This window comes from Exiguobacterium marinum DSM 16307 (assembly GCF_000620845.1).
GTDB lineage: Bacteria > Bacillota > Bacilli > Exiguobacteriales > Exiguobacteriaceae > Exiguobacterium > Exiguobacterium marinum.
The window spans coordinates 2,199,159-2,223,121 of the sequence record NZ_KK211189.1; the positions used below are offsets into that span (position 1 = coordinate 2,199,159).

Genomic DNA, 23,963 nt, shown 5'->3' on the forward strand with positions numbered 1-23,963 from the left:
CATGTTTAGCTCGAGAAAAAGGGCACTGTTGTTACTATTCCCATTTTTATTTCTTTTAATCGGGGGATGTGTGCGAATCAATTATGATGCGACTGTTCATTATGACCAGTCCGTTTCTCTCGAAACGACATACGCCTTTCGGGAACATCCGGTCATGAAGTTGCTCAATCTCAGACTCGATTGGGATACATGGAAAGAACAGGCTGAGGATAACGGGTATGAAACGGATGATTACTCGAGTACCGACGACTATGAAGGAATGGTTTTGAGGAAGACATTTAAAAATGTGGATGAGTTGCAACAGATTAAAGAAGAGTGGAAAACGGGTCCAGCTGGAATTTTGGTTCCTCCAGACATTCGATTCGACATCGAACAGCGAGAGGGTATCTGGTTCGATTCTTACACCCTCCAGACGAACCTCGACCTTCGACTTGATCAAGTCGACTTACCAGGAGTTGAACTGACAGGGTCTCCTAAAAAGTTAGCTGAGCGGTATATCCGTCAAGCCGATATCCGTTTCAACTTGAACGTGCCGACCGGCGTGTTTGTCGAGGACGGGACCGGTCTTGATCTCCGTTCTATGAAACATGTTGAGTGGCAAGTATATGGAGGACGCCAAAACAATTTGAAGCTCGTCGCCCACGTGCCAAACATCAAAGCGTGGATCGTGACGATCATCGTACTCATTGCGGCGGTAATCTTATCCTATTTTATTTGGCGTAAATATCGTCGAAATGTTGGCAATCCGAGAAAGACCTCGATTCGTTCACGACTGCTAGGACTTTTAATTGTCTCGCTATCGCTATCGCTCATCATTGTCACATTCCGACAAGAGTTAGCGAACGAGCGACAATCTGAGGCGGTTCGTCAAGCTTCACAAACGAATGAATTCATCCCTACTTTTGCAGTGCATGGTCTACTCGGTACAGATCGGACCTTCCTCCGCTTCTCTCAAGCTATGGAACAGAGTGGTCAAGCGACTGATGGCGCACTCTGCACTGTTACTGTAAAAGGAAAAGCCGATTGTGAAATTTATGATTATAGTTCGAATCGCCCTATTGTCCGAATCGAATTCGAAGATGCGGAGGCTTCTTTAAACAACCAGACGAAGTGGTTTAACGCTGCCATCGAAACGTATAAAAAAACAAGAAATCGTTCGTTTGATCGCATGTATATTATCGGTCACAGTATGGGTGGTGTTGCTGCTGCCAACTATATCCTGAATCAAGAGACTTACATCGTGGATAAGTTCGTCACGTTTGATAGTCCGTTCGGCGGCACACGACTTGCGAACTTCGGACTATCTGCAAGTAATTTCGGAATCAATACAGGTAGTCCCGCTATCCGTGACTTATCACCTAACTCGGATGGGTTGCAAGCATTCCAATCAAAACTTGAGACATGGCCACGCTCCGTACAAGTACTCTCATTTTCCGGACGAGGTGGCGAATTTAATCTTATCGAGAAATCCAGTTCTCTGCTACTAGAAGAGTATACGAATAATATTCAAACCGAAACCGTCCCGTATGACCACTTCTCGCTCCATCGAAAGAGCGATGTATTGGAAGAGACGGGGAAATTCTTGTACGAATACACGAATGAATTTAATCCCATTGAGACGAATTAACGTTAAAACAGCTATCCCTTTGACTGAGGATAGCTGTTTTTTTCAATATGTCATCGTCCACGTGACTTTTTGAAGCCAATAGATTGCGTACTTACCGAGTGGAATGTCTGTTTGTATTTCGTCATATGCTACCGTATATGTCCCGTTCTCGTTATTCCACAAACGATTAAAATACCCGTCCACTTCATCAAAGAATGCTGTATCCCCTTCCCCCTTCACTTCGACATCTGCCTCTAAGTTATAGTCATTCATATTTCGGGTCGTATAATTCCCAGAGCCTAATACGACCGTTTTCTCATCTCCATCGACATATAGAATTTTCGGGTGATACTGCTCTTTGCCAACGTCATACCAGCGAATCTCGATTCGTTCCGGGTTGACGGTATTTAGTTCGGCTGTCACCGGTAAGTTCGGTAATCCCGACTTTGAACGACCAAACGCATTCGTGTTTGGGTCGAGAATCAAATGAACGGTCACACCTCGTCCCGCGGCGTCCTCGATTGCCTGGATGATATTCCGATCAGCCAGGTAGAACATTCCGATCCAAACGGTATCTCCGTCGTCCGCTCCATTCATCGCGTCGAGCACCGACTCTTGAATCTTCCCTTCCGTGACATAACGAATTTTCATTGTCGCCTCAGACGGTTCGCTCTCAATGCTAGACAACGCCTCGTCATCCGGGAAGCGTCGTGCATCCCCTTTCGAGAACGTCGCAACCGCTTGCTCGCCTTCAATGATTTCTTTTAAAATCGGTCCTTTTAGATGGACACCGACGTTTGAATGATACCCACTGGCGTCATGCGGATTCGCAGATAACACGAACCCTTCATTTTCAGTGACCATGACCTTCCGGTGGTTCGCTTTGATGTTTAACAGCCTCAAATACGCACGAACAGTAATGTCCGGAGCAGATGAGGCCATCGGATTCGGTAACCAACCGTCCTGACTATTTCCGAACCATTGAATCGCCATCCGGTAAAACGAGGAGTATAAAATATTCGGGTCACGAAGTTCGTCAAGATTCGTGTAAACGACTTCTGCCCCTGCTTCCTCTAGTACGTCGAAATGGTCTGACACGTGACCGTTGTATGTTGTATTAATTTCATCTGTGATGAAGACGACTTTCAAGTCTGGATAGCGTTCCATTTGTTCAAGCAACGCGGAAGAGAGTCTTGAAGTAATATCTGGATATTGCCGATCTTCGTTCGAATAAGGATTAAATAAGAAGAAGTCCATGACGATATAATCTTTCGCCTCTCGAATGGCTCGTTCCACTTCATTAAAGATTTCTTGCTCGACAATTTCTGTATCCTCACCCTGATATGTCAGATCATGTAGAAAATCGATTTGGTCATCCGAAATCATATACGGTTCGGACTGACGTGACACCCCTTCCGGTAATGGTTTGATTTGATGATATACGAGCGTGATGAGAAAAATGACCGCAATGATTGCCGTCCCCCACTTCCACCACTTCTTTTTCCCAGTCTTATTAGCCATACTTTCCCCTCCTTAATTGCGGTGAAAAAAAACAGGCTGTAGTTTTCTACAGCCCGTTGAAATCATACTTCCATAATAATCGGTAGAACCATCGGGTGTCTCCGCGTCTTTTGTGCCAAATATGGTGTGAGCGTCTCAGACACAAGTTGCTTCATCTCCGACCACTTCATCTGCTTATTTGACAATCCTTGCTCGACCGTTTTCTTCAACAGACGTTCACCATCACGAATCAAGCTACCTGATTCACGCATATAGACAAATCCTCGTGAGATGATATCTGGTCCTGACACGAGTTTACGTGTCTTGCCGTCGATACTGATGACGACGACAACGAGTCCATCTTCAGACAAGATGCGTCGGTCTCTTAATACGATATTCCCGATGTCGCCAATTCCATTTCCATCAATATAAACAGCGTTCGCAGAAATTTTACCGGTGACAGCAGCCGAATCGGCATCGACGGCGAGCACTTCCCCGTTATCCATGACGAAGCTGTTCTCTTTCGGGATGCCAACGGATTCAGCAAGTTCCGCATGTTTCTTCAACATCCGATATTCACCGTGAATCGGCATAAAGAATTTTGGATTGAGAAGACGAATCATCAACAACTGTTCTTGTTGCGAACCGTGTCCTGATGTATGAATGTTCGTCAACTTCCCATAGACAACGTCCGCCCCTGCTTTATACAACTGATCAATCGTCTTCCCGACGGAAATGGCGTTACCAGGAATCGGAGAAGATGAGAAGATGACCGTATCTCCAGGAATAATCGACACTTGACGGTGTGTCCCGTTTGCGATGCGACTGAGCGCGGCCATCGGTTCACCTTGTGAGCCGGTACAAAGGATCGCAATCTCATTCGGGTCGTAATGACGCATTTGATTCGTCTCAATGATCATCCCTTTCGGAACGTTGATGAAACCGAGCTCTTGTCCGATCGTCATGACTTTTTCCATCGAGCGACCAAAAATCATCAGATGGCGTCCAGTCTCGGCACACGCATCGACCACTTGTTGTAATCGATAGATGTTTGATGCAAACGTTGCAAAGATGATACGACCGTCTGCCTTACGGAACGTCTCGCTAATGGTACCTCCGACAACACTTTCACTCATCGTGAAACCTTCGACTTCCGCATTGGTAGAGTCAGATAAAAGACAGAGCACACCTTCTTTTCCGATTTCCGCCATCTTAGCGAGGTCTGCTGGTTCACCGACCGGAGTGAAGTCAAACTTGAAGTCACCCGTATGGACGATATTCCCTTGTGGTGTTTTCACGACGACACCGAGTGAGTTCGGAATCGAGTGAGTCGTACGGAAGAACGAGATGCTCGTTTTTCGGAATTTAACGATTGCATCTTCATCAATTTCATGGAGCTCCGCTTCACGTAATAATCCGTGCTCTTCTAGTTTTACTTTAATCAAACCGAGGGCGAGTTTTGTCGCATAAATCGGTAACTGAACTTGCTTTAGTAAAAATGGAATCCCACCGATATGGTCTTCGTGACCGTGCGTGATAAATACCCCTTTTACTTTGTCCTTATTTTTAATCAAGTACGAGTAATCTGGAATCACATAGTCAATTCCAAGCAAGTCATCCTCTGGGAACATAATTCCCGCATCGATGACGATGATTTCATCTTGGAATTGAACAACGTATGTGTTCTTCCCGATTTCTCCTAGTCCGCCTAATGCGAACACAGCTGTTTGGTGGTTCTTAACAAACTTCATTTAATCTCTCCTTACTTTAATTATTAATACATCTATGTGAAACATAAGTGATTCTCGAATATGCCCGTAAGATTCTTTTTTCATTATAGCTCATATCATGCCAATATTTCACTAACGATGTGATATTCGTGGTAGTTTCCCTAATTCATGTTATCCTTTTAGTGGGTTCGAAAAACATATTTTTAGACAAAGAGAAAGAATGGTGAATCAAATGGAAGACCAAAAAGTTGTTTTTTTCGACATTGACGGAACGCTCTTACATGAAGGAAGTTATATTCCACCTTCAACGATTTCAGCAATTCAAGCTTTGCAGGCAAACGGTGTCGAAACATTTATCGCTACGGGGCGAGGACCAGCCATGCTCTCGGACATCCCGGAACGCGTCGGGATTGACAGCCTTGTATGTTACAACGGTCAAATCGTTGTGCATCAAGGCGAAATCGTGTATCGTAACACGCTCTCAAAAGACGCCTTAACCCGTTTGACGACTCACGCCACATCAAATGACCATACCCTCGTCTATTTAGGACAGGACAGTGGAGGCGCCTCAAAACCGAATGATACCATTGTCAATCAATCCCTCGGAGAGCTTGCCATGCCGATTCCTCGATTTGAACCGAACTTCCACGTGGAAGAGGATGTGTACCAGACACTCCTCTACTGTACGCCAGAAGATGAACATCACTATATCGGTACCTATCAGGAGTTCGATTTCATTCGTTGGCACCCTCATGCGATGGACGTGATCAATAAAGGGGCAAGTAAGGCCGATGGCATCCGTCACTTTATCGAAACGAACGGCTACCGCGTTGAAAATACGTACGCCTTCGGAGATGCTTTGAATGACCTAGCCATGCTCCAATATGTAGGGACAGGTATCGCCATGGGCAATGCTCGTTCTGAAGCGAAGGACGTTGCGGATTTTGTGACAAAATCAATCCTCGAAGATGGTATCGAACACGGTTTGAAGACCATGAAGCTAATCTAAAAAAAGACCTCTTTTGAGTCAAACCGTCGAGTTGGATCAAACGATTCAACAATCACGGTATCGCTCAAGAGGTCTTTTTTATTTCGAACGTAACGTCCGCTCGAGTCTATCTAGATCAGTATCTTTACCAATGATGATCAAAATATCTTCTGATAAAATCATTTCATCCGCCTGCGGAGAAATGAGGACATCATCATCGCGACGAACGGCAACAATGTTCACCCCGTATTTCGCCCGTAAGTCCAAATCAATAAGAGATTTGTTCGACAACTTATCAGACGCTTTGATTTCAACAATCGAGTGTTCATTCGATAACTCAAGATAGTCGAGAATACTTTGGCTCATCAATCCATTTGCAATTCGAACGCCCATATCGCGTTCTGGGTGGACGATGTTGTCTGCCCCAATTCGACGAAGGACTTTTTCATGGTAATCGTTTGTCGCTTTCACCGTGATGATTTGTACACCGAGCTCTTTTAATATTAACGTCGTCAAAATCGAAGCTTGAATGTTTTCTCCGATTGCGACAATGACATGTTCAAAGTTACGAATCCCCAAACTTTTCAATACGTTCTCATCGGTCGTATCGGCAATAACGGCATGAGTGGCCAACCCCATAAACTCGTTGACGCGTTCTTCATCGGAATCGATGGCGAGGACGTCGTATCCGTTTGAAGACAATTCACGGACGATCGACCCACCAAACCGTCCTAATCCGATGACTGCAAATTCACCTGTCATGATGCTACATCCCTTTCCTACACATATTCTCTTCTTGATTCTTCGTTCAGTTTAACTGATTCCACTTCAAAACTCTATACAAAAAACAAAACGGGATTCCCTTCAAATAAAGGAAATCCCGTCTTTGACATTATGCTTTTCCACTCGAGCGTTTCCCTCGTACGTAGTCGTTGTCGAACAAGAACAAACGAAGCAAGAGATAGAGCGCCGGAACGAGAAGGAGCAATCCTAAGATGAATACGATGACGAGCGCCACCGCCATCGACTCGTTGACGACACTTCCATTGATATCGATGTACGGATACAAGATATACGGCAAGTGCGAATATCCGTATCCGAACCAAGCCATGAAAAATTGTCCCATAACCATCAGGAAAGCAATACCGTAGTTCCGTTTCATATAAACGAAGGAGACGGCGATGACGAAGAAGAGGAAGCTCATCGCGAACCACCACCAGTTTCCTCCTAGAATACTTTCATAGTGCCAAGCCGCCTGCGACTTCAAGCCGAAGAAGACAAGCCCTGAAGCAATAATCGTCGGTACACTCCAAAAGAGAGCCCATTTTCTGACGAGTTCGACCGCATCTCGATCACGTGCTTTGTCCGCATAGAACAAAAGGAACATGGCGCTAATATATAGAACCGAGACAATTGCTAAAATGACGACTGTCCACGAGTAGAAGTTGGTAAACAACTTCGCCGCGTCAAAGATGACTCCATTTTCCGTTTCGGTGATAAAACCACCTTGACTGACCGTCAATACTGTCGACATCGAAGCTGGGATGAGTAACCCGGTCGCCCCGTAAAGGAATACATAAAGCGTACTTTCTTTCGACCCGTAGTTCGCAAACGCATAAAAGCTACCACGAATCGCAAGCAAGATTAAAACTACAGATGCCGGAACGAGTAGCGCCGTCCCATAATAGTAAGCCGTGTCAGGGAAGAATCCAACAATTCCGACAAAGAAGAAGACAAAAAATACGTTCGTGACTTCCCATGTCGGGGACAAATACCGCTTGACGAGTCGGTTCACTAGATGGTCGCGTTTCGTATAGCGGCTATAAAAGGCGAAGAATCCTGCACCGAAGTCAATCGATGCGACGATGAGATAGCCGTACAAGAACGTCCATAAGACGGCAATCCCTAATTCTTGAATTTGCATGTCATACCCTCCGATCACACTTCATCCGCAAACATCGCTTCACCACGATGTTCGGATTGTTTTAGTTCTTTCCCTACTGGGTTCTCTTTGAACAGGCGTGATAGAACGACTACCGTGACTGTTCCAAGTACCGCGTAGAGGATCGCGAAAGCGACAAGCATCCAACCGACATTTGCCGATGTCGTAGCTGCATCACTCGTGCGCATCAACTCGTAAAGCGCCCAAGGTTGGCGACCAAACTCAGCGAAGAACCATCCAAATTCAATCGCTGCCATCGCAAGCGGTCCGCCGGCTGCAATCGCAAAGAGCATCGGTTTACTGAACTGGTTCAATCGCTTAATATAGCGCCCTAGTACGAATAGGAAAGAGATGAGCGCGAGAAGCATCCCGATTCCGACCATCGCATCAAACAAGTAGTGAACAAAGAGCGGCGGCTGGTCTTCTTTTACGAATTCATCTAGACCTGTCACCTCATAGTTCGGGACACCACCAGCGAGAATAGAAAGTGCATAAGGAATCTTCAAAGCCCCTCGGACTTCATATCCGCCTTCACCGTCATCTTCTAACCAACCACCGAGAATCAATTCTGCCTCGGAGGAGGTTTCAAAGTGCCATTCTGCTGCCGCTAATTTATCCGGTTGATATTGAGCCAAATATTTACCTGAGAAATCACCAACAAGCGCTGTCGCAATCGCAAAAATCAGTGCGACTGTCATCGTCAAACGAAGACCTTTTTTGTGGTACTCGATCGACATCTTGTCGAGTTGATTACGACGTTGACGCAACAATTGTACGGCTGCGATCGCTGCTAGGATGAACGCAGATGTTAAAATCGCAGACGTCAGCACATGAGCCATCTTCGTCGGCATCGCCGGACTGAACATCGCCTCAAGGGGACTAACGTTCGCCAAACGACCGTCGACAATATCAAACCCTACAGGTTGGTTCATAAAACTGTTTACCGTTGTGATGAAAAATCCTGAGAACAATGCACCTACCGCTACCGGAATGCCGAGAAGCATGTGGTGCCACGGATTTTTAAAGCGATCCCACGTGTACAAATAAATCCCGAGGAAAATCGCTTCAAAGAAGAACGCGAACGTCTCCATGAACAGCGGGAGCGCAATCGTTTGACCCGCGACGCGCATCAAATTCGGCCATAATAGAGAAAGCTGTAGACCGATTGCCGTACCCGTCACAACACCGACCGCTACCGTCACGACATAGCCACGTGACCATCGTCGAGCCATGAGCGTGTATTTCGGATCTTTTTTACGAATCCCTAAAAATTCTGCCAATAAGATTAAAAGTGGAACCCCGACGCCGAGTGTGGCAAAAATCACATGAAACCCTAATGTGAGTGCCGTCAATGCCCGGCTCATCAGGACAGGATCTTGAAACATCTATTGATTACCTCCTATCTCTCTCTATCGCTTCGAAACATGTATGAAGCGACAATCACAGATGAATACCCTTCGATACTTTCATCATAATGATTTTGTATTGCGCTGTAATGTCCTAATGCTTGAGTTCGCAAAATGTTCACATTTGAGCAATCGCCACAAAATCGTCGCTTTACATTCATTCACTTTTCCCTTTTCCACCAAGCTTCACTCCTATTTGAACACACTAAAAGCGGTCACAAACGCGACCGCTCCGAGTTATTGAATCATGACTGTACGGAAGTAGTGATCAAATAAATCAATGGCAACTTCTATCGCACGTTCATCCGGATTGAGTGTCGATTGATGGAGACCCGACCCCATGTCGTTTACCCCTAACCAAACCATGAAGCCCGGGACTTGCTTCAGCATATATCCGAAATCTTCGCCCGTCATGGCTGGTACGCAAGTCTTATACGAATAGCCCACCTCTTCGACCGCTTCTTCGAATTGATAGAGATAACGCTCATCGTTGACGACCTCATGGTAGCGATTCCCGAATTCAAGATCAATTTGAACGTTATACGTCATCTCAACCCCAGCGATGACTTGACGAATCCGACTCTCGAGCACGACCATTTCTTTATCAGACAATGCTCGTACCGTTCCATCCAATTTAGCCGTATCAGCAATGATATTCTCTTTCGTCCCGGCCGCGACCTTTCCGATGCTGACGACCGCACTTCCCATCGGGTCGATGTTCCGTGACACGATTGTTTGCAGTTGCATGATGAGCGCAGCTTGAACGATGACAGCATCAATCCCAGCATGAGGAAAGGCGCCATGCCCTCCTTTACCATGAATCGTCATATGGAGCTCGCGCGCGCTTGCAAATAGCACACCGGGTCTTGAAGCTACCATCCCGACCGGATATTCAGGAGCGACATGTAAGCCGAATAACGCATCTGGACGAAAGTGATAGAACAACTCAGATTTCGCCATCGGTTCCGCTCCCCCCGGTCCTTCTTCAGCAGGTTGGAAGAAGATGACGAGATGATGATTAAACGGTACTTCGACGGCACGTTTAATCAATCCGAGCGCGATGGACATATGGACGTCATGACCGCACGCATGCATCATCCCTTCATGAATCGATGCAAATTCTAAATCTGTCTCTTCCGTAATGGGTAACCCATCCATATCAGCCCGATATCCAATCGTCTTTTCACCGACAAGTCCATCTACACGTACAAAGAGCCCCGTCCGCCAATGCGTGATCTGAACACGTGGTGAATCGAGCGAACGAATCAATTGTTCAAGAGTCGCTTGTGTTTTGAACTCTTCATACCCGACCTCTGGAATTAAATGTAGTTGTCTTCTCGCTTCGATTGCCCAATTCATGATTCAGTCTCCTTCGTTACTTCTTCAACAATATTCCAAAATGCTTGAACTTGCGCCAACTCTAACATCGATTCTGTCGAGAGCATCCAAGTGTCTCGAACAAGCGGCACCCCAGCTGATGAAGTCAATGGGATCTTATTCATCTCATTGACATCTTTGATGGTCGACTCCGGCAAAATTGCAAAGCCGATTCCATGTAACGCCATCTGTTTACACGTTTCAATCTGATCTACGACAAGCGTCGTGAGTGGCGGACTTGAAAACCGTTCTTGCCACCACTCTAATATTTCCTGGTAATAAGTCGAATCACTCTTAAACTGAATGAACGAGCGTTCGTTATTTTTCAGTTGGGAGAGTTCGGTCATTTTCAAATCGACCAAGTGTAAGGAGTCGGAGAACAACTTCATACGCTCGCCCCGCCAGTCCGGATTCCCTCGTATAATCCCTATATGATAATTTTCTTCAAGCATATAACGCATCATTTCACTCGACCATCCTGTGACCAACTTCACTCGAACGGACGGATATCGTTCCACAAACGTCTTTAATACTTTCGGTAGCCAATATTGCCCCATGATAGAGGCGACGGCGATTTTCAATGTCCCGTATACTTCTCCTTGGTTTGCTGTCAGCTCGCCTCTTAGTTCCTGTTCTTCACTGTACATCTTTTTGGCAAACTCGATGATTTTCTCGCCATCTGGTGTCAATGCGAGCCCTCGGGTCGAACGAACAAAAATCTTCTTTCCCCATTGGTGCTCGATTGTCACGAGCCGCTGACTGAGAGCCGGTTGTGAGACGAACAATCGCTCTGCCGCTTTACGCATATTCAATTCTTCTGCAAGAATAATTAACACTTCTACTTCTGAAACTTGCATCACGTCACCTATTTCTCTATCGTTTGAAAGATTGTATACTGAATAAGTATTTGTTTCAATGTATCATATCATGTTTATTCAATATTTTGAGTATTAGGAGGAATTCTGATGCAACGCCGTCATTTCGCCTTTATCGTCGCAGCTGTCGCGACACTCGGCAGCCTTTATTATTCTGAAGTTATGCTCTTTTTACCGTGTAAATTATGCTGGTTCCAGCGTATTTTTATGTATCCGCTGGCCATCTACTATCTGACCACCATGTTGACCGTTCGTGATGTCAACCGCTTGTTTGTCGGAATCATGGCCGGAGCGGGATGGTGTATTAGCCTATACCACGTGATTTTAGAACGCATCCCTAATGGAGAGGCTTTCTGTACGAACGACTGCCTGATTCGCTGGGTTAACTACTTTGGATTCGTCACAATTCCTTTACTCAGTTTCATCGCATTCACATGCATTCTGATTATTCAGTTCGCCCCTTTTAAGAAAGCGTGAAACAAATAAAGGAGAAGCTGTCATCGCGACAGCTTCTCCTATTTTCATTGCCACCACTCGTCGTACAAAGAGGCAGGCATATGATGCTTGTGACGTGAACGCTTGAAAATCGTCTCGATTCGTTCGGCAATCTCCGGGTCGATGGATTTCCCTTCTAAATAATCATCTAGTTGATCATACGTCATACCAAGCGCCACTTCGTCAGGAAGTCCAGGACGACCATCTTCAAGGTCTGCTGTCGGTACTTTATAAATGACACGTTCGTGAGCCTCCAATTCGTGGAGAAGTGCTTTTCCTTGACGCTTGTTCAAGCCAGTCAAAGGTGTGAGGTCACATGCACCGTCGCCATGTTTCGTATAAAATCCTGTCACATACTCTGCTGCATGGTCGGTACCAACGACGAGGGCACCGAAAGTTGCCGCGACGTCATATTGAGCTTTCATTCGTTCTCGCGCCTTCGTGTTTCCTTTATGGAAATCACTCAATTCAAGATCAGTCGCTTGTCGGAACGCCTCAAGTGATGCATCGACAGCAGGTTTGATGTTGATGGTCAATGCTTTGTCCGGGCGTATAAACTCAAGAGCAAGTTGCGCATCACCTTCATCATGTTGTTCACCGTATGGTAATCTTATCGCGTAAAACGTATATTCTCCATCCTCTTCCGATCGCAGCTCTTCCATCGCGAGTTGACATAGTTTTCCGGCCAAACTTGAGTCTTGTCCTCCTGAAATACCTAGGACGAGTCCTTTCGCACCAGCTCGTCTCACGTAAGTTTTCAAGAAGTCAATCCGCTGTCGAATCTCCTCTTTCGAATCGATGGTCGGTTTGACATGTGTTGATTCAATGATATGTTGTTGCATGGATGACCCTCCCACTATTCTCTCATTTTGCTTTATTGTCCGATAATCCTTATACCCCGTCAACTAGCACTCTAAAAAAAAAAGAAAGACGGAAACAATCGTTTCCGTCAAGAAAGTTATTGAATTTTAAATGATGTGACTTCTCCACCAATCGGTGTCATTTCTAAGAACAATTGTTGATCATCCGCTGGCGCTTCGTCGAGCAACACGCCAAACGAGAATCCGCCTCCTGTGACTTCAGCTGCTCCTTGTGCATACAGGTTATGCCCATCTGATACAGACCACTCGAACTCTACCTCGTCCGTAAAACCACTAACTTGAATCATCGTGTCATTCACATCAATTTGTACATCACGGAACGCACCATCTGATTGAGGTTCTGATGCAGATGGTTCTGAAGTATCTTCTTCAGGTTTTTCTGAGGCAGATCGTTCAACTGTGAACGTCGTCTCATCCGTTACAGCAATTTCCGGAGCCCCGTCGACTTGAGCGAGCCCGACCACTTCGACTGAATATTCACCAGCCTCTAATTCATCTAACAGTAAGACCTCATCGAAGATCTTTTGTTCATCCGCTGCCCACTTTTCTTCAATAATCGATTCCGTGAACATAAATTCGCTACCATAATCAAATACGATTTTGTCACCTTGCTTGATAATCAACTGATAGCGCTGTGACGTATTGAATGTCACGTCCACGGCTTCTTCATTTGGGTTCGTCATTTTGATTGTTGCCGACAGTGTATTTGCAGATGAATCGTATGCCACTTCCGTGTCGAGCGTCAATGGAGCCGGTGTTTCAGACGAATCACTGTTCACTTGACTCGGTTTCGCCTCTTCTTTACCACACCCTGCTACGACTAATAAGATTGCCGTCACTACGGCGAGCAACCAAGTTTTCTTCATGGATCCCACTCTCCTCAACAAAATAAAAAAACGTCTATAGCACTAGTGTATACAAAGTGCAGACGTTTGTAATGATTTTCCTTATATTATTTACCTTTTTTACGAAACTTTAGTTTGTTCCATGTATTGCTGCCAGCCGGTCATGAACAATGAATCTGCGATATCGAGATCAGACCGGACTTGAGCCGTAATCGAGAACGTCTCACTGTGCATCGATTCAAACGTGACGACCATCGTTTCTCCTACTACTTCCTTATAAGCTACAAGTTCAGGCGTTTCTGCAAACAATATCATAAGTAAGGCTCCTTTGTTCATCTGTGATAAACCTAGTGTACCAATCTTAAACCGATATATATGTCCTATCGTTCGACAGTGAACCAATGACATTATACCTATTGTCGAAACGCTTACATCAAATGTTAAGCAATTGGAGAAATGTGCATATGATTTTATGAAAAAAGAAGCAATCCGCACTGCAGACGCTCCTCTTTACCTTAAATTGTAAATCAAATTGATTCAACACTTGTCGAACGAAACAAGTTATTTAGAGCGGTTAGAAATTTGTTGCCATACCGTCCCGAGTGCCGTTTCCCCGCTCGTGATCCGCTCTTTCGCAAGTCTTGCTTGTAATGAAACTTCAAATTCACGGTCTTCTTCGGCAATTGATAGGGCTTGGACAGCACGTTCATCTCCACAATCAAACAAGAATCGAGCCGCACGCCAACGGACAAGTTTGTTCTTATCTTTTAGCGCCTCAATCATCGATGGCTGTGATTGAGGTAACGCCCAGTCTGAGACTGTGTCCCCAGCTGTGCGCCTCACAATAGGAGAAGCGTCTACTAAGGCTTGTTCGATATACGTGACATATTCCTCACGTCGCTCTTCAAACATCCCGATCATCACGACAGCCTGTCGACGGATGGCCATCACTGAATCTTCTAGTGCACGACGGAAATATGGCATATTTTCATGATGGATTTCGAGTTCATCTAGGAATGCCATCCGATCTTTCCAGTTCTCCGATTGTAAATGATTCGCGTTCGTCACAAAATCAGCTTCGCGTCCAAATGCCCGAGCTACAATGCGTTCGACACGCTCTTGTGGATACGCAGCCTCCAACTCTTCTTGAGCGACGGCACTGACTTCATCCAGTTGGCCATAACGTGGGGCTTGTTCCACCCAACGACGGTCTTGGATAACATTTTTCACCTGTGCTTGAACTTCCATCGCTGCATCAACGAATCGCTTGGACAGACCAATCCGCTTTTCTTCATCCCCTTTGACGAGTTTTAATTGCATCGGAACATCAAGTACAAACTGAACAGAAACGTGAACCGGTTCATAGTCCGTATCCATTTGGGCGGTCTCGACTTCCTCGACTTGTTCCCCAAAAACTCGACGAATCTCATTCATCACGTCATGCCAATCATGTTTCGGATGACGTTCGACAGCGATAAAATCAGATACAGCATAGACTGATTTCACCCCTTGAAGTGCGACAATCTCCTGAATGATGACCGGAGCATCGGTATTCGCTTTGTCATACGTGGTGCCTCTTCCTTCAAATGGAGGTTCTACGATAATTTTCAAGTTATTTGGACTTGGTGTTGGTTCAATTGCTACTAGTTTCATTCTCATCACCTCACTCTTCATCGTGACGAAAATGACAAAAAAACGCAAGCGAGTCGCTTGCGTCAATCATTCGTCTATTTATGTTTAGAACAGCGCGATGAACTGTTGGAGCGAATACGTATCACCATCCACAGTAAACGTGTCGTCATCTGCAATCGGTTCAAGGAAGAAACGTTTTTCTCCGTCTTCTTTTACATAACCGAAAATATGATTGGATTGATAGAACAACTCTACAATCGTCATACGTCCAAACGTCATTCCATCGTTCATTACCGCCCGATCACCTAATTCGCCGCCATTGTACAGTTCGATGTAAGTTTCCATTTTGGTGTCGCTCCTCTTGTGTTTGTTTTCACAATTCCTTTCTATCAAACAACAAGAACGACTTCAAGTTAATTTTTTGCGCTACGCTTCCAAAATTCAATCCATTTATAATACTCAGATAACGTTTTTTTAATTTGTCTAATGGACTTTTCATCGTGAAGTCCTGAATCCCCGATTTTGTCTTTACAATGCGTTATAAAGATTTCATTTCCTGGTAAAACATTTGCTCGATTTGTGGCAAATACTTGTCGAAGATGAATCTGGCATCTGGCCGTTCCGAGCATACCTGGAGACGCTCCGGCAATCATGACCGGTTTATCCCGAAGTGGGGTACCCGGTTCGAGCGAGAGCCAGTCAATCGCGTTCTTCAAGACACCTGGGATACTGTGATTATATTCCGGAGTGACGATCAGTAATCCATCCGCTTCCCGAACGGCTTGTTTCAAAGTGGCCACCACTTCCGGTTCATCCGGGTCAATCAAATCATCATTAAATAATGGGAGCTCGATTGAGACGACTTCAATGTCAAAATCGTCTCGAGCAAGTCCGATGATTGAGCGGAGAAGAGCCGTATTGAATGATTGTTTCCGAAGGCTGCCAGAAATCGCAATCAATTTATACTTTTTCATGAGAAGCCTCCTGTAGCCATTGATTAATAATCGCAGCCTCTTCCTGAGGTGCTTCCATCATTCCCATATGACTGTAAGGGACAACGGCGGTCGTGTGACGACTCGCACCTAAAAACGCCCGGTCCTCATTCATGTTCGGATCTTTCTCTCCATAAATGAATAATCCCGTAAGTTCAGTTGCCTCGACAGTGTTCACTTCATCTTCACGATCCCGAATCGCTCGTTGCGCATTCACAATTCCATCGACCGACATATGGTATCCAATCTTAATCGCATTTTCGACGAGCATAGGGTCTGAATCATTCGAGAAGACACTCGGAATCATCCCATCGATAAACGGCTTTACCCCTTCTTCGATGACTTTATTGATCGCCGCATTACGTTTTTCTTTAGCCTCTTCTGAATCTGATGCAGCGGTTGAATGAATCAGTCCAAACCCTGACAACTCGCTCTCATAACGACGAACGAGATTTGTAGTCACATACCCCCCGAATGAATGCCCGAACACGAGTGGTTTGTCAAGATTACGCAGTCGTATCTCTTCAATGACCCAGTCCGCGAACTGATCCATCGTTTCCGGTCCCACTTCCGTGCCTGCATGACCCGGTAATATGAATGCATGAACTTCCGCATCTAGCAAAGGTTCTAACTGTTCAAAGTACTGTGGCGAACCACATAACCCATGTAACAAGACAAGTGCTTTCATAAGATTGAATGCTCCTTTTCTTCCCATTCTGTTTTGAGTAATCGATACATCGTCAAATCCATAAAACGACCATGACTGTACGCATAATCTTTCAATAATCCTTCCTCGATAAACCCGAGTTTTTGTACGAGTCGATTCGACCCTTCATTACCTGGTGCGACCAATGCGGAAATTCGGTGGAACTTGAACTCTTCAAATCCATGCTGGATGACAGCCGTAGCCGCTTCAAACGCCACACCTTGTCTCCAATAATGATGAGAGACCTCAAATCCAATCTCAGCACGATAGTATTGGGCGGTCCAATTGTGAAATCCAATCGTTCCGACCAAATCGTTCGTAAATCGATCGCAAATCGCCCAGCGGATGGCTTTCCCTTGCTGAAATTGATCTTTAAAATAAGCGATCACATTCTTCGCTTCATAGACGGCAAGCAACGGGTCCGACCCATAATATCGCATCACTTCTTCCGTGGATAAGATGGTATAAAGCGCTCTTGCATCACGCGGTTCAAGCTCCCGAAGGATAAACCGTGGCGTAGCGAGCTCAGGAAAACTACGTTTCAATCCCCACATATGGAACCCGCCTTTCCTATTCATTTCCTCAATTATACTTGTCTTTTCCCAAATGTATCGAACTCAATCCTCAGTAATCGTCTCAAGATGGCAGAAACCAAGTGTTTTTGCTACTATGAATGTAGTATGTCAAACTGAGGGGATACCATATGTCAAAACAACTCTTTTATTTGAAACTAGACCGAGACGTCCAACGATTCACGCTTCATGGTGTAACATTGGCCAATGTAACAGAGGCTTTTTCCGTAAGGAGACCGATGATCATTTGTCGAACCGATATTAAAGGGATGAGGCAATCATCACGGTCACGTTTTCGCTATATCGAAGCGCATGAGCTTTCTTCGTTCTCGTCAAAGTATTTGAATAACCAAACGACATTCACAGCAATCGACTTTCCAGATTACAACACACTTGAAACGTTGTCTGATCATGAGATTGCAGAGATCCTGTTTTTAAGTCATATGGAACGTGGGATTAAAAAACCGTTTTTGGATTCGCTCGATAATGAGATTGTTTTTTTCAACGAAGCGAACGATCGGCACAGTAGCCTCTACATTCGAGACTGGTCGACCATCAATCGATTTGTTCAAAACATGTTGCAAAGTAAACTCGACCGAGACATTCGCAACATTAGTTTTGTCCCGATCCCACTTCCTGTAATTGATGAATTGCTCGACTTGGCACCTCAAGGGCTAATCATCGACTTCGATCATACAAAACGAAGTTTATTCAATCGACAAATTGTTATTTCTTTCTATGTGGCTGGCCGTTATGAGGACATGTCCGTCCTCGAAGAAGACTTCGACGCCAAGAAAGAGTCCATCGCACTTAAAGGACAGTTGATGTATCGCCGTCGTACTTGGCAAATCGAACGGTTATAAGGTCACACATGTAACTAACGTATCTGAACCTCTGGACAAGAGGTTCTTTTTTGTTATTTTCAGACTGATTATTTCAAGCAATTTCCCTTCATAACCGGGCTTGAACGCTATCCTTAAAAATTGATAACAAATTGTCTTAATTTTTTGTTAAATTAACACTTTTCTTTTCTGAATGAGGCGTTATACTAGGAATAACCTTCTGGAGGAATGGAAGGCAATATAGAGAAAGCGAGGTGAAAATCTATTCATCACGCGGATGGATAGATACACGAAATGGAACAACTGAAAGTACAAGGAGTCTCTTCGTTCACCAAGTTTGCGACGAATGGAAAAATGCTGAAATTAAAAGATGCTCATGCAGGGGAACAACGCATTTCACTACAGGATGCGACCGACATTCAAGTCTCTCTGCTCGACGAGGACCATTCGCGCTTCACTATATTTGGTCATGCTCATCCGCTTGTGGAGCTGACCCTTCCTCACAACTCTTGTGAAGTCCTTTATGCATGGTTACTACACAAGATGAAACGACAAAAAATCAAATTAGCTTCAAACGCTTAAACAAAACAAGGTCTTGTCTCCGTGTGGGAGAAAGACCTTGTTTCTTTATCTTAAATCAGGACTTTCCTTCGTTTCTCTTTATATTATGAAGTCGGCGTGATCGAGTTTTTCCGATAGATGGTTATTCCCCCATGCTTGGCTTCCCCTACAACTTCGAAAAGCCAACCATTCTCAATTAACATAGTTCGAACAAATAAGAAGTCTTCTTTCAGCACTTTCACTTCCTCTACTTGTCCCTCTAACAATTGCTGAAACGTTGTCTCCCAATCAGTCATGTCCATTCTCCTTACGTGAGTCTTCTTCGCTCATCCACTCAAAAAGGCGACGGCCGGAATCGAGTCGGTTAGTCGCATCCCATAATTCGTTTGGAACGACTCGAGATACGTCAATCGTGCCATTTCCCGCAAACACGACATCTTCGCCTGTCGCCTGTTCAATATAGTGAAACGCGAACGACAAGACGGATTCTTCCGATTCATGCCCACTTTTCTGCAAGGCGAGATCGTAAGTCTCGTCACGTTGGTTGTTCACAAGTAACGTCCGCCCTCCATCGAGTAACGTCATCGGTGGGACGGCATCGACATGAAACACTTCATACGAACGATACGTCCCTTCGTTATAAGATAAAAGCGGGATAAACTGGCGTTGACTCGCCCATTTTTTCAATTGGAACAAAATTCTCATCGAAGTGAACCAAGTTGCCCCCTCAATATCTTTTTCCACTAAAATCGTAGGAATTGATGCTTCATCCGCTTCTTTTTTGTGAACAAACAGCCATTTTTCTACATCTACGACGATGATCAAACTGTCTTCCTCCTTATGAACCATTCAGAGAGTGCAATCATGGTCAGTGCAACGAACCATCCACCGAGCACATCACTAAAGTAATGAACATTTAAGATGACCCGACTTAGCGACACTGCAACCACAAGACAGACGAGTATTGTAATAGCGACCTTCGACTGCCCTTTTTGATACAGTACATACGCCATCAATCCATACAGCGCAAACGAACCGGAAGCGTGTCCGCTCGGAAAACTGTACGTCGTCGCATCAAGAGACGCATCGATGAGGGGTCGGTCAATTCCATAGATGAGTTTTAACACTTGGGTCAACAGAAGTGTCCCGATTCCCACGAGCGCTAGGCGCCAAGCCTCGACACGATTCCCTCGCCATAACCAAAACAACAATCCTAAAATCGAGAGTCCAACGATCACTTGAGCACTCCCTAATTCTGTTACGTATGAAAATATACGATTCGGTAACGGTTGTAACCATTCATATACGATTGTGTTCATCGGATCGACCGCCCCTAAAACGACAAACACCGACACGATCACATAAGCGACCGTCCCGGCTATCATCACCTTCTTCGGTGTCCACGCCATCAATATAACCCTTTTCGTTCACGTATCTCTTCTTCTCCGAAATCGACCATATCGCGTAACCGGTGTGCCAAACGCCCTGAAGCGTTTGCCGCAATCGCGCCGACGAGGTCATCCATGAACGTATGAACTTGACCATCGTCCATCTTCGTATCAAGTTGCTTGATGATACCTATTTTTGCCTTGTCTAAGTATCCGAATGTGGTCACGGCAATCGAACCATATGTGTTGACGGCACCAATCGCAATCGTTTCATCCACACCAAATAATCCCTCATCAGATGCGATAATTGATAAGAGTGGTTCTGATAACTGACCTTTCTCTGCCAACATATCAAGCTCTGAGCCGACAAGAATTGCATGTTGTAATTCACGTTTGTCGAGAACCGCCTCGACAGAATCCATGCAGTCTTTTAATGAAAGATGCGGTGAGTAAGGTGCTTGCATCTGATAGACAATCTCCGCAATCGATTCGATCGTGACGCCGCGCTCGAATAGACGAGCACGAGCCGCTTCTCGGACGTCTCGTGAGTGTGGTACGTGTTTCATTGTATGCGCAGGATCGGAATCCTGCTTCACATCCCTTCGTTCAGAGAGTTATAATCTCTCTATATGATATAACCATTATACTGAAAAATCGAAAAAAAGACGAACCCTGCTTTGACTTCGCTTATTAAATCGTTCATCATAAACATGTAGTGTAAACGATTAAAGGGGGAAGAGGAATGAAGATTGGGGTAGTCTTATTTCCGTCAAAACAAGTGCAAGATTTTGCGAACTCTTATCGAAAACGTTATGACACGAAATATGCGTTAATTTCACCTCATGTGACAATTAAAGCACGCACAGAAGTGTCAGAAGAAGAGTTGCCGAAAGTACTAGAATATTTACAGCAAGTCGCAGATTCGACTAAACCGCTTCATCTAAAAGTCGATGGTGTCCGGTCTTTCGCACCAACAAACAATGTATTGTATTTGAAGGTACTCCCGACACGTGAACTATCCACGCTTCACCAGCGGTTACATGAAGGTCTCCTCAATCAACCGCCGAAATATGATTTTTTGCCGCACATCACCATCGGTCAAGATTTGACCGATGCGGAACTGTTCGATGTACTCGAGCGGTTGCGTATGGAACAAGTTCATTTTGAAGAGACCATCACACGGATGGCCGTCATGTACGAACTCGAAAACGAAACGTGGAACGTCTATGAGACGTTCCGTTTCCGTGGTTAAACTTATATGCTCCGGTCGACATAGCGACCGGGGTTTTTTTCTTGCTCTTCTTCTAGCCATTCTTCCCGCCGAGGCCGGATACGTTGAACACGTTTGATGCGTGTCACCGGTTCGATGCTCGCTCGACCTGATGGCTGGACTTGACGATTGACATATTGCACGACTGTGAAATCAATTTGATAAGGACCCATGATCTGACCTCCTTCATAGGTCCTTACCCGATTCTTTCATGTGGTAATACAAAAATGGCGCATCACTGCGCCATTGCCCAAACTTATAAAATATGGTACCCGCTATCCACGTGAATGACTTCACCGGTAACGCCGCTCCCCATTCCCGAAAGAAGAAAGAGTCCTGTCGAAGCCACTTCATCTGCAGATACGTTTCGACGTAACGGTGCCTTCTGTTCAAGTTCAGAAAGGATACTGTTAAAATCACCGACCCCTTTAGCCGACAACGTGCGAATCGGGCCTGCTGAAATTGCATTGACACGAACCCCGTGAGGTCCATACTCGTTCGCCAAGTATTTGACACTTGAGTCAAGTGCCGCTTTTGCAACGCCCATCAAGTTGTAGTTCGGGACGACACGCTCTCCACCGAGATACGTGAGCGTGATCACTGAAGCATCAGATGCGAAATATGGTTTCGCTGCTTTCACAACGGCTGTCAAACTGTAAGCTGAAATGTCTAACGCCTGCGCGAATTGACCTCGTGTCATCTCAGAGAACTCACCGCGGAGCGCTTCTTTGTCAGCAAACGCGATCGAATGAGCGATTCCTTGAATCTCCCCTGCTTCTTCGTGGATTGAGCGGAACGTCATTTCAATCGCTTCGTCGTTCGTCACATCGCACTCAAGTAAAATCGCTTCTTGCTTTAACTCACCCGCAAGTGATTCTAATCCTGATTTGAATCGTTCTGCTGCATAAGTCAATACGAGCTTCGCTCCCGCTTCATCAAGCGTTTTGGCGATGGCCCAGGCGATCGAGCGCTTGTTGGCAATCCCCATGACGACATAAGTTTTATCTGTTAACGTTGGAAAAATTGACATCATAAACTCCCCTTTTTAGTACCTGGTGATAATATCTGTTATCAGATTACAGAAAGGTTTCTCTTTTGTCAACCGGTTCGTTTCGTATTGCGATTTTTTTAAGTTGCGGTAAGATAAAATACGTATAGAAAGGGTGACTCGACTCCATTATGAACCGCATTCAATCATATTTTAAAAGTTTAGACACGACGCTGTTGACCATCGTCTTCCTGTTAATGATCATCAGCCTCGGTGCAATCTATACGGCACAGCCGATGTTGCCGACACGCCTTCAGCATATCAACTTCGCTCTCGAGCAAGGCATTCGTTACGTTATTGGCTTTTTTGCGATGTTTGCCATCATGACGATTGAATATGAACAACTACGGAAAATCCATTGGTATTTGTACGCATTCGGCCTGCTCCTTCTCGTAGGGTTAATCCCTCTCCGAGATACAACGCTCGTTCCAAATATTAATGGGGCGTATGGGTGGTATAACGTTCCAGGTTTCAGTTTCCAGCCTGCCGAGTTCATGAAATTGTTCCTGCTAATTTCGATGTCGACGATTGTGTATGAACACAACAAACGATATGGCTCATCTCAACTCGATACGTGGCTCTTGGTCAAACTGATTTTAGTCGCCCTCCCTCCACTCGGACTGATTGTAACGCAACCCGATTTGGGAACAGGGCTCGTCTTAATAACGATGCTCGGCGCCGTCATTATCGTCTCGGGAATTGGCTGGAAGTGGTTGCTCGGTCTCTTCAGTGCGGCCGCTCTGACAATCGGAACATTTATGTATTTGTTCTTCTCCCATTTTGAGTTGTTGCAAGCGTTCGTACCGGGCCATGCCCTCAACCGATTTCAAGCATGGATTTATCCATACGAGTATTCAGACGATTTAGCATTCCAGTTAATCAAGTCGTTACAAGCAATCGGGTCCGGACAAATGTTCGGGACAGGATACGGACAAGGTCTCGTCTATTTGCCGGAATCACAGACAGACTTTATTTTCGCAGTGATCGCCGAACACTATGGTTTCATTGGTGCAGCGCTCGTTATCATCGTCTTTTTCCTGTTCCTCTATCGCATGATTCATATTGCATTAGAGTCAAGTAGCGCTTTTGGAAGTTACATCGTCACCGGCGTTATCGCTATGTTCACATTCCAGGTTTTCCAAAACATCGGGATGACGATCGGTGTTTTGCCAATCACGGGTCTCACACTTCCATTCGTCAGTTACGGGGGAACGGGAATCATCATGAATATGATTGCAATCGGTCTCGTGATGAACGTAGCATCCAAATCAAAAACATATATGTTTGATGACGATTGACAAAAGCCC

The 23,963-nt window shown here is 45.2% G+C and carries 28 protein-coding genes; 7 read left to right on the plus strand and 21 right to left on the minus strand.

Annotated elements, in window-relative coordinates; all coding sequences use genetic code 11:
- The first annotated feature begins 1 nt into the window (after position 1).
- The gene (locus P400_RS0111660) at positions 2-1,627 is read left to right on the plus strand and encodes an alpha/beta hydrolase (protein ID WP_026826372.1); all 1,626 of its coding nucleotides are present in this window, start codon (positions 2-4) and stop codon (positions 1,625-1,627) included.
- Between the two features lie 42 nt (positions 1,628-1,669).
- Here P400_RS0111660 and P400_RS0111665 read toward each other — a convergent pair whose 3' ends face one another.
- Together P400_RS0111665 and rnjA are read right to left on the minus strand one after the other, a co-directional pair.
- A complete protein-coding gene (locus tag P400_RS0111665) occupies positions 1,670-3,127 on the minus strand; it encodes a phospholipase D family protein (RefSeq protein WP_026826373.1) in 1,458 nt (485 codons plus the stop codon).
- Between the two features lie 62 nt (positions 3,128-3,189).
- Entirely contained in the window at positions 3,190-4,857 is a 1,668-nt protein-coding gene (rnjA, locus tag P400_RS0111670) for a ribonuclease J1 (RefSeq protein WP_026826374.1), read from the minus strand.
- A gap of 199 nt (positions 4,858-5,056) precedes the next feature.
- Between rnjA and P400_RS0111675 the strand changes: the two genes are divergently transcribed.
- Positions 5,057-5,845 carry a Cof-type HAD-IIB family hydrolase gene (locus P400_RS0111675; RefSeq protein ID WP_200868284.1) on the plus strand — a complete coding sequence of 263 codons (789 nt, stop codon included), beginning with the start codon at positions 5,057-5,059 and terminating at the stop codon, positions 5,843-5,845.
- A 78-nt stretch (positions 5,846-5,923) separates the two neighbouring features.
- On the opposite strand, the gene P400_RS0111680 is transcribed toward P400_RS0111675, so the two are convergent.
- The 5 genes from P400_RS0111680 to P400_RS0111700 form a co-directional block, all read right to left on the minus strand.
- Positions 5,924-6,586 carry a potassium channel family protein gene (locus P400_RS0111680; RefSeq protein ID WP_026826376.1) on the minus strand — a complete coding sequence of 221 codons (663 nt, stop codon included), beginning with the start codon at positions 6,584-6,586 and terminating at the stop codon, positions 5,924-5,926.
- A gap of 130 nt (positions 6,587-6,716) precedes the next feature.
- Positions 6,717-7,748, minus strand: coding sequence for a cytochrome d ubiquinol oxidase subunit II (locus P400_RS0111685; RefSeq protein WP_026826377.1), 1,032 nt, complete (start codon positions 7,746-7,748; stop codon positions 6,717-6,719).
- A 14-nt stretch (positions 7,749-7,762) separates the two neighbouring features.
- Positions 7,763-9,151 (minus strand): cytochrome ubiquinol oxidase subunit I, encoded by a 1,389-nt coding sequence (locus P400_RS0111690; RefSeq protein ID WP_026826378.1) that lies wholly within the window; start codon positions 9,149-9,151, stop codon positions 7,763-7,765.
- 258 nt (positions 9,152-9,409) lie between these two features.
- Positions 9,410-10,531, minus strand: coding sequence for an N-acetyldiaminopimelate deacetylase (locus tag P400_RS0111695; protein ID WP_026826379.1), 1,122 nt, complete (start codon positions 10,529-10,531; stop codon positions 9,410-9,412).
- A complete protein-coding gene (locus P400_RS0111700; protein ID WP_026826380.1) occupies positions 10,528-11,406 on the minus strand; it encodes a LysR family transcriptional regulator in 879 nt (292 codons plus the stop codon). The genes P400_RS0111695 and P400_RS0111700 overlap by 4 nt, the downstream gene beginning before the upstream one ends.
- Before the next feature lie 108 nt (positions 11,407-11,514).
- Between P400_RS0111700 and P400_RS0111705 the strand changes: the two genes are divergently transcribed.
- On the plus strand, positions 11,515-11,901 hold the full coding sequence (locus P400_RS0111705) for a disulfide bond formation protein B (protein ID WP_026826381.1): 387 nt from the start codon (positions 11,515-11,517) through the stop codon (positions 11,899-11,901).
- A 44-nt stretch (positions 11,902-11,945) separates the two neighbouring features.
- Here P400_RS0111705 and nadE read toward each other — a convergent pair whose 3' ends face one another.
- The 8 genes from nadE to P400_RS0111745 form a co-directional block, all read right to left on the minus strand.
- The gene (nadE, locus tag P400_RS0111710; protein WP_026826382.1) at positions 11,946-12,761 is read right to left on the minus strand and encodes an ammonia-dependent NAD(+) synthetase; all 816 of its coding nucleotides are present in this window, start codon (positions 12,759-12,761) and stop codon (positions 11,946-11,948) included.
- A gap of 116 nt (positions 12,762-12,877) precedes the next feature.
- Positions 12,878-13,666, minus strand: coding sequence for a BsuPI-related putative proteinase inhibitor (locus P400_RS0111715; protein ID WP_026826383.1), 789 nt, complete (start codon positions 13,664-13,666; stop codon positions 12,878-12,880).
- Between the two features lie 99 nt (positions 13,667-13,765).
- Positions 13,766-13,960, minus strand: coding sequence for a hypothetical protein (locus tag P400_RS0111720; protein ID WP_015881244.1), 195 nt, complete (start codon positions 13,958-13,960; stop codon positions 13,766-13,768).
- A gap of 246 nt (positions 13,961-14,206) precedes the next feature.
- Positions 14,207-15,298 carry a virulence factor gene (locus P400_RS0111725; RefSeq protein WP_026826384.1) on the minus strand — a complete coding sequence of 364 codons (1,092 nt, stop codon included), beginning with the start codon at positions 15,296-15,298 and terminating at the stop codon, positions 14,207-14,209.
- An 84-nt stretch (positions 15,299-15,382) separates the two neighbouring features.
- Positions 15,383-15,622: a hypothetical protein gene (locus tag P400_RS0111730; protein ID WP_026826385.1), complete on the minus strand. Its 240-nt coding sequence runs from the start codon at positions 15,620-15,622 to the stop codon at positions 15,383-15,385.
- A 68-nt stretch (positions 15,623-15,690) separates the two neighbouring features.
- The gene (locus P400_RS0111735; RefSeq protein WP_026826386.1) at positions 15,691-16,251 is read right to left on the minus strand and encodes an NADPH-dependent FMN reductase; all 561 of its coding nucleotides are present in this window, start codon (positions 16,249-16,251) and stop codon (positions 15,691-15,693) included.
- Entirely contained in the window at positions 16,238-16,957 is a 720-nt protein-coding gene (locus tag P400_RS0111740) for an alpha/beta fold hydrolase (RefSeq protein ID WP_051545982.1), read from the minus strand. The genes P400_RS0111735 and P400_RS0111740 overlap by 14 nt, the downstream gene beginning before the upstream one ends.
- The gene (locus P400_RS0111745) at positions 16,954-17,529 is read right to left on the minus strand and encodes a GNAT family N-acetyltransferase (RefSeq protein ID WP_026826388.1); all 576 of its coding nucleotides are present in this window, start codon (positions 17,527-17,529) and stop codon (positions 16,954-16,956) included. The genes P400_RS0111740 and P400_RS0111745 overlap by 4 nt, the downstream gene beginning before the upstream one ends.
- Positions 17,530-17,678: 149 nt before the next feature.
- On the opposite strand from P400_RS0111745, the gene P400_RS0111750 reads away from it, so the two are divergent.
- Together P400_RS0111750 and P400_RS0111755 are read left to right on the plus strand one after the other, a co-directional pair.
- Complete coding sequence (locus tag P400_RS0111750; protein ID WP_026826389.1) at positions 17,679-18,410, plus strand: hypothetical protein; 732 nt, start codon at positions 17,679-17,681, stop codon at positions 18,408-18,410.
- A 273-nt stretch (positions 18,411-18,683) separates the two neighbouring features.
- On the plus strand, positions 18,684-18,971 hold the full coding sequence (locus P400_RS0111755; RefSeq protein ID WP_015881237.1) for a hypothetical protein: 288 nt from the start codon (positions 18,684-18,686) through the stop codon (positions 18,969-18,971).
- A gap of 83 nt (positions 18,972-19,054) precedes the next feature.
- Here P400_RS0111755 and P400_RS0111760 read toward each other — a convergent pair whose 3' ends face one another.
- Genes P400_RS0111760 through P400_RS0111775 form a run of 4 tightly spaced genes read right to left on the minus strand, consistent with a single transcriptional unit; the run spans position 19,055 to position 20,904 of the window.
- A complete protein-coding gene (locus tag P400_RS0111760; protein ID WP_026826390.1) occupies positions 19,055-19,246 on the minus strand; it encodes a hypothetical protein in 192 nt (63 codons plus the stop codon).
- Positions 19,239-19,775 (minus strand): hypothetical protein, encoded by a 537-nt coding sequence (locus tag P400_RS0111765; RefSeq protein WP_026826391.1) that lies wholly within the window; start codon positions 19,773-19,775, stop codon positions 19,239-19,241. Before P400_RS0111765 ends, P400_RS0111760 begins: the two co-directional genes overlap by 8 nt.
- On the minus strand, positions 19,772-20,359 hold the full coding sequence (locus tag P400_RS0111770; protein WP_026826392.1) for a phosphatase PAP2 family protein: 588 nt from the start codon (positions 20,357-20,359) through the stop codon (positions 19,772-19,774). Before P400_RS0111770 ends, P400_RS0111765 begins: the two co-directional genes overlap by 4 nt.
- Positions 20,359-20,904: a phosphatidylglycerophosphatase A family protein gene (locus P400_RS0111775; protein ID WP_026826393.1), complete on the minus strand. Its 546-nt coding sequence runs from the start codon at positions 20,902-20,904 to the stop codon at positions 20,359-20,361. The genes P400_RS0111770 and P400_RS0111775 overlap by 1 nt, the downstream gene beginning before the upstream one ends.
- 176 nt (positions 20,905-21,080) lie before the next feature.
- Here P400_RS0111775 and P400_RS0111780 point away from each other — a divergent pair, with 176 nt between their 5' ends.
- On the plus strand, positions 21,081-21,590 hold the full coding sequence (locus P400_RS0111780; RefSeq protein WP_026826394.1) for a YjcG family protein: 510 nt from the start codon (positions 21,081-21,083) through the stop codon (positions 21,588-21,590).
- A 2-nt stretch (positions 21,591-21,592) separates the two neighbouring features.
- Here P400_RS0111780 and P400_RS0111785 read toward each other — a convergent pair whose 3' ends face one another.
- Positions 21,593-21,781, minus strand: coding sequence for a hypothetical protein (locus P400_RS0111785; protein WP_015881231.1), 189 nt, complete (start codon positions 21,779-21,781; stop codon positions 21,593-21,595).
- 83 nt (positions 21,782-21,864) lie between these two features.
- Entirely contained in the window at positions 21,865-22,638 is a 774-nt protein-coding gene (gene fabI, locus P400_RS0111790; protein WP_026826395.1) for an enoyl-ACP reductase FabI, read from the minus strand.
- A 149-nt stretch (positions 22,639-22,787) separates the two neighbouring features.
- On the opposite strand from fabI, the gene P400_RS0111795 reads away from it, so the two are divergent.
- The gene (locus P400_RS0111795; protein ID WP_026826396.1) at positions 22,788-23,954 is read left to right on the plus strand and encodes an FtsW/RodA/SpoVE family cell cycle protein; all 1,167 of its coding nucleotides are present in this window, start codon (positions 22,788-22,790) and stop codon (positions 23,952-23,954) included.
- Positions 23,955-23,963 lie beyond the last annotated feature (9 nt).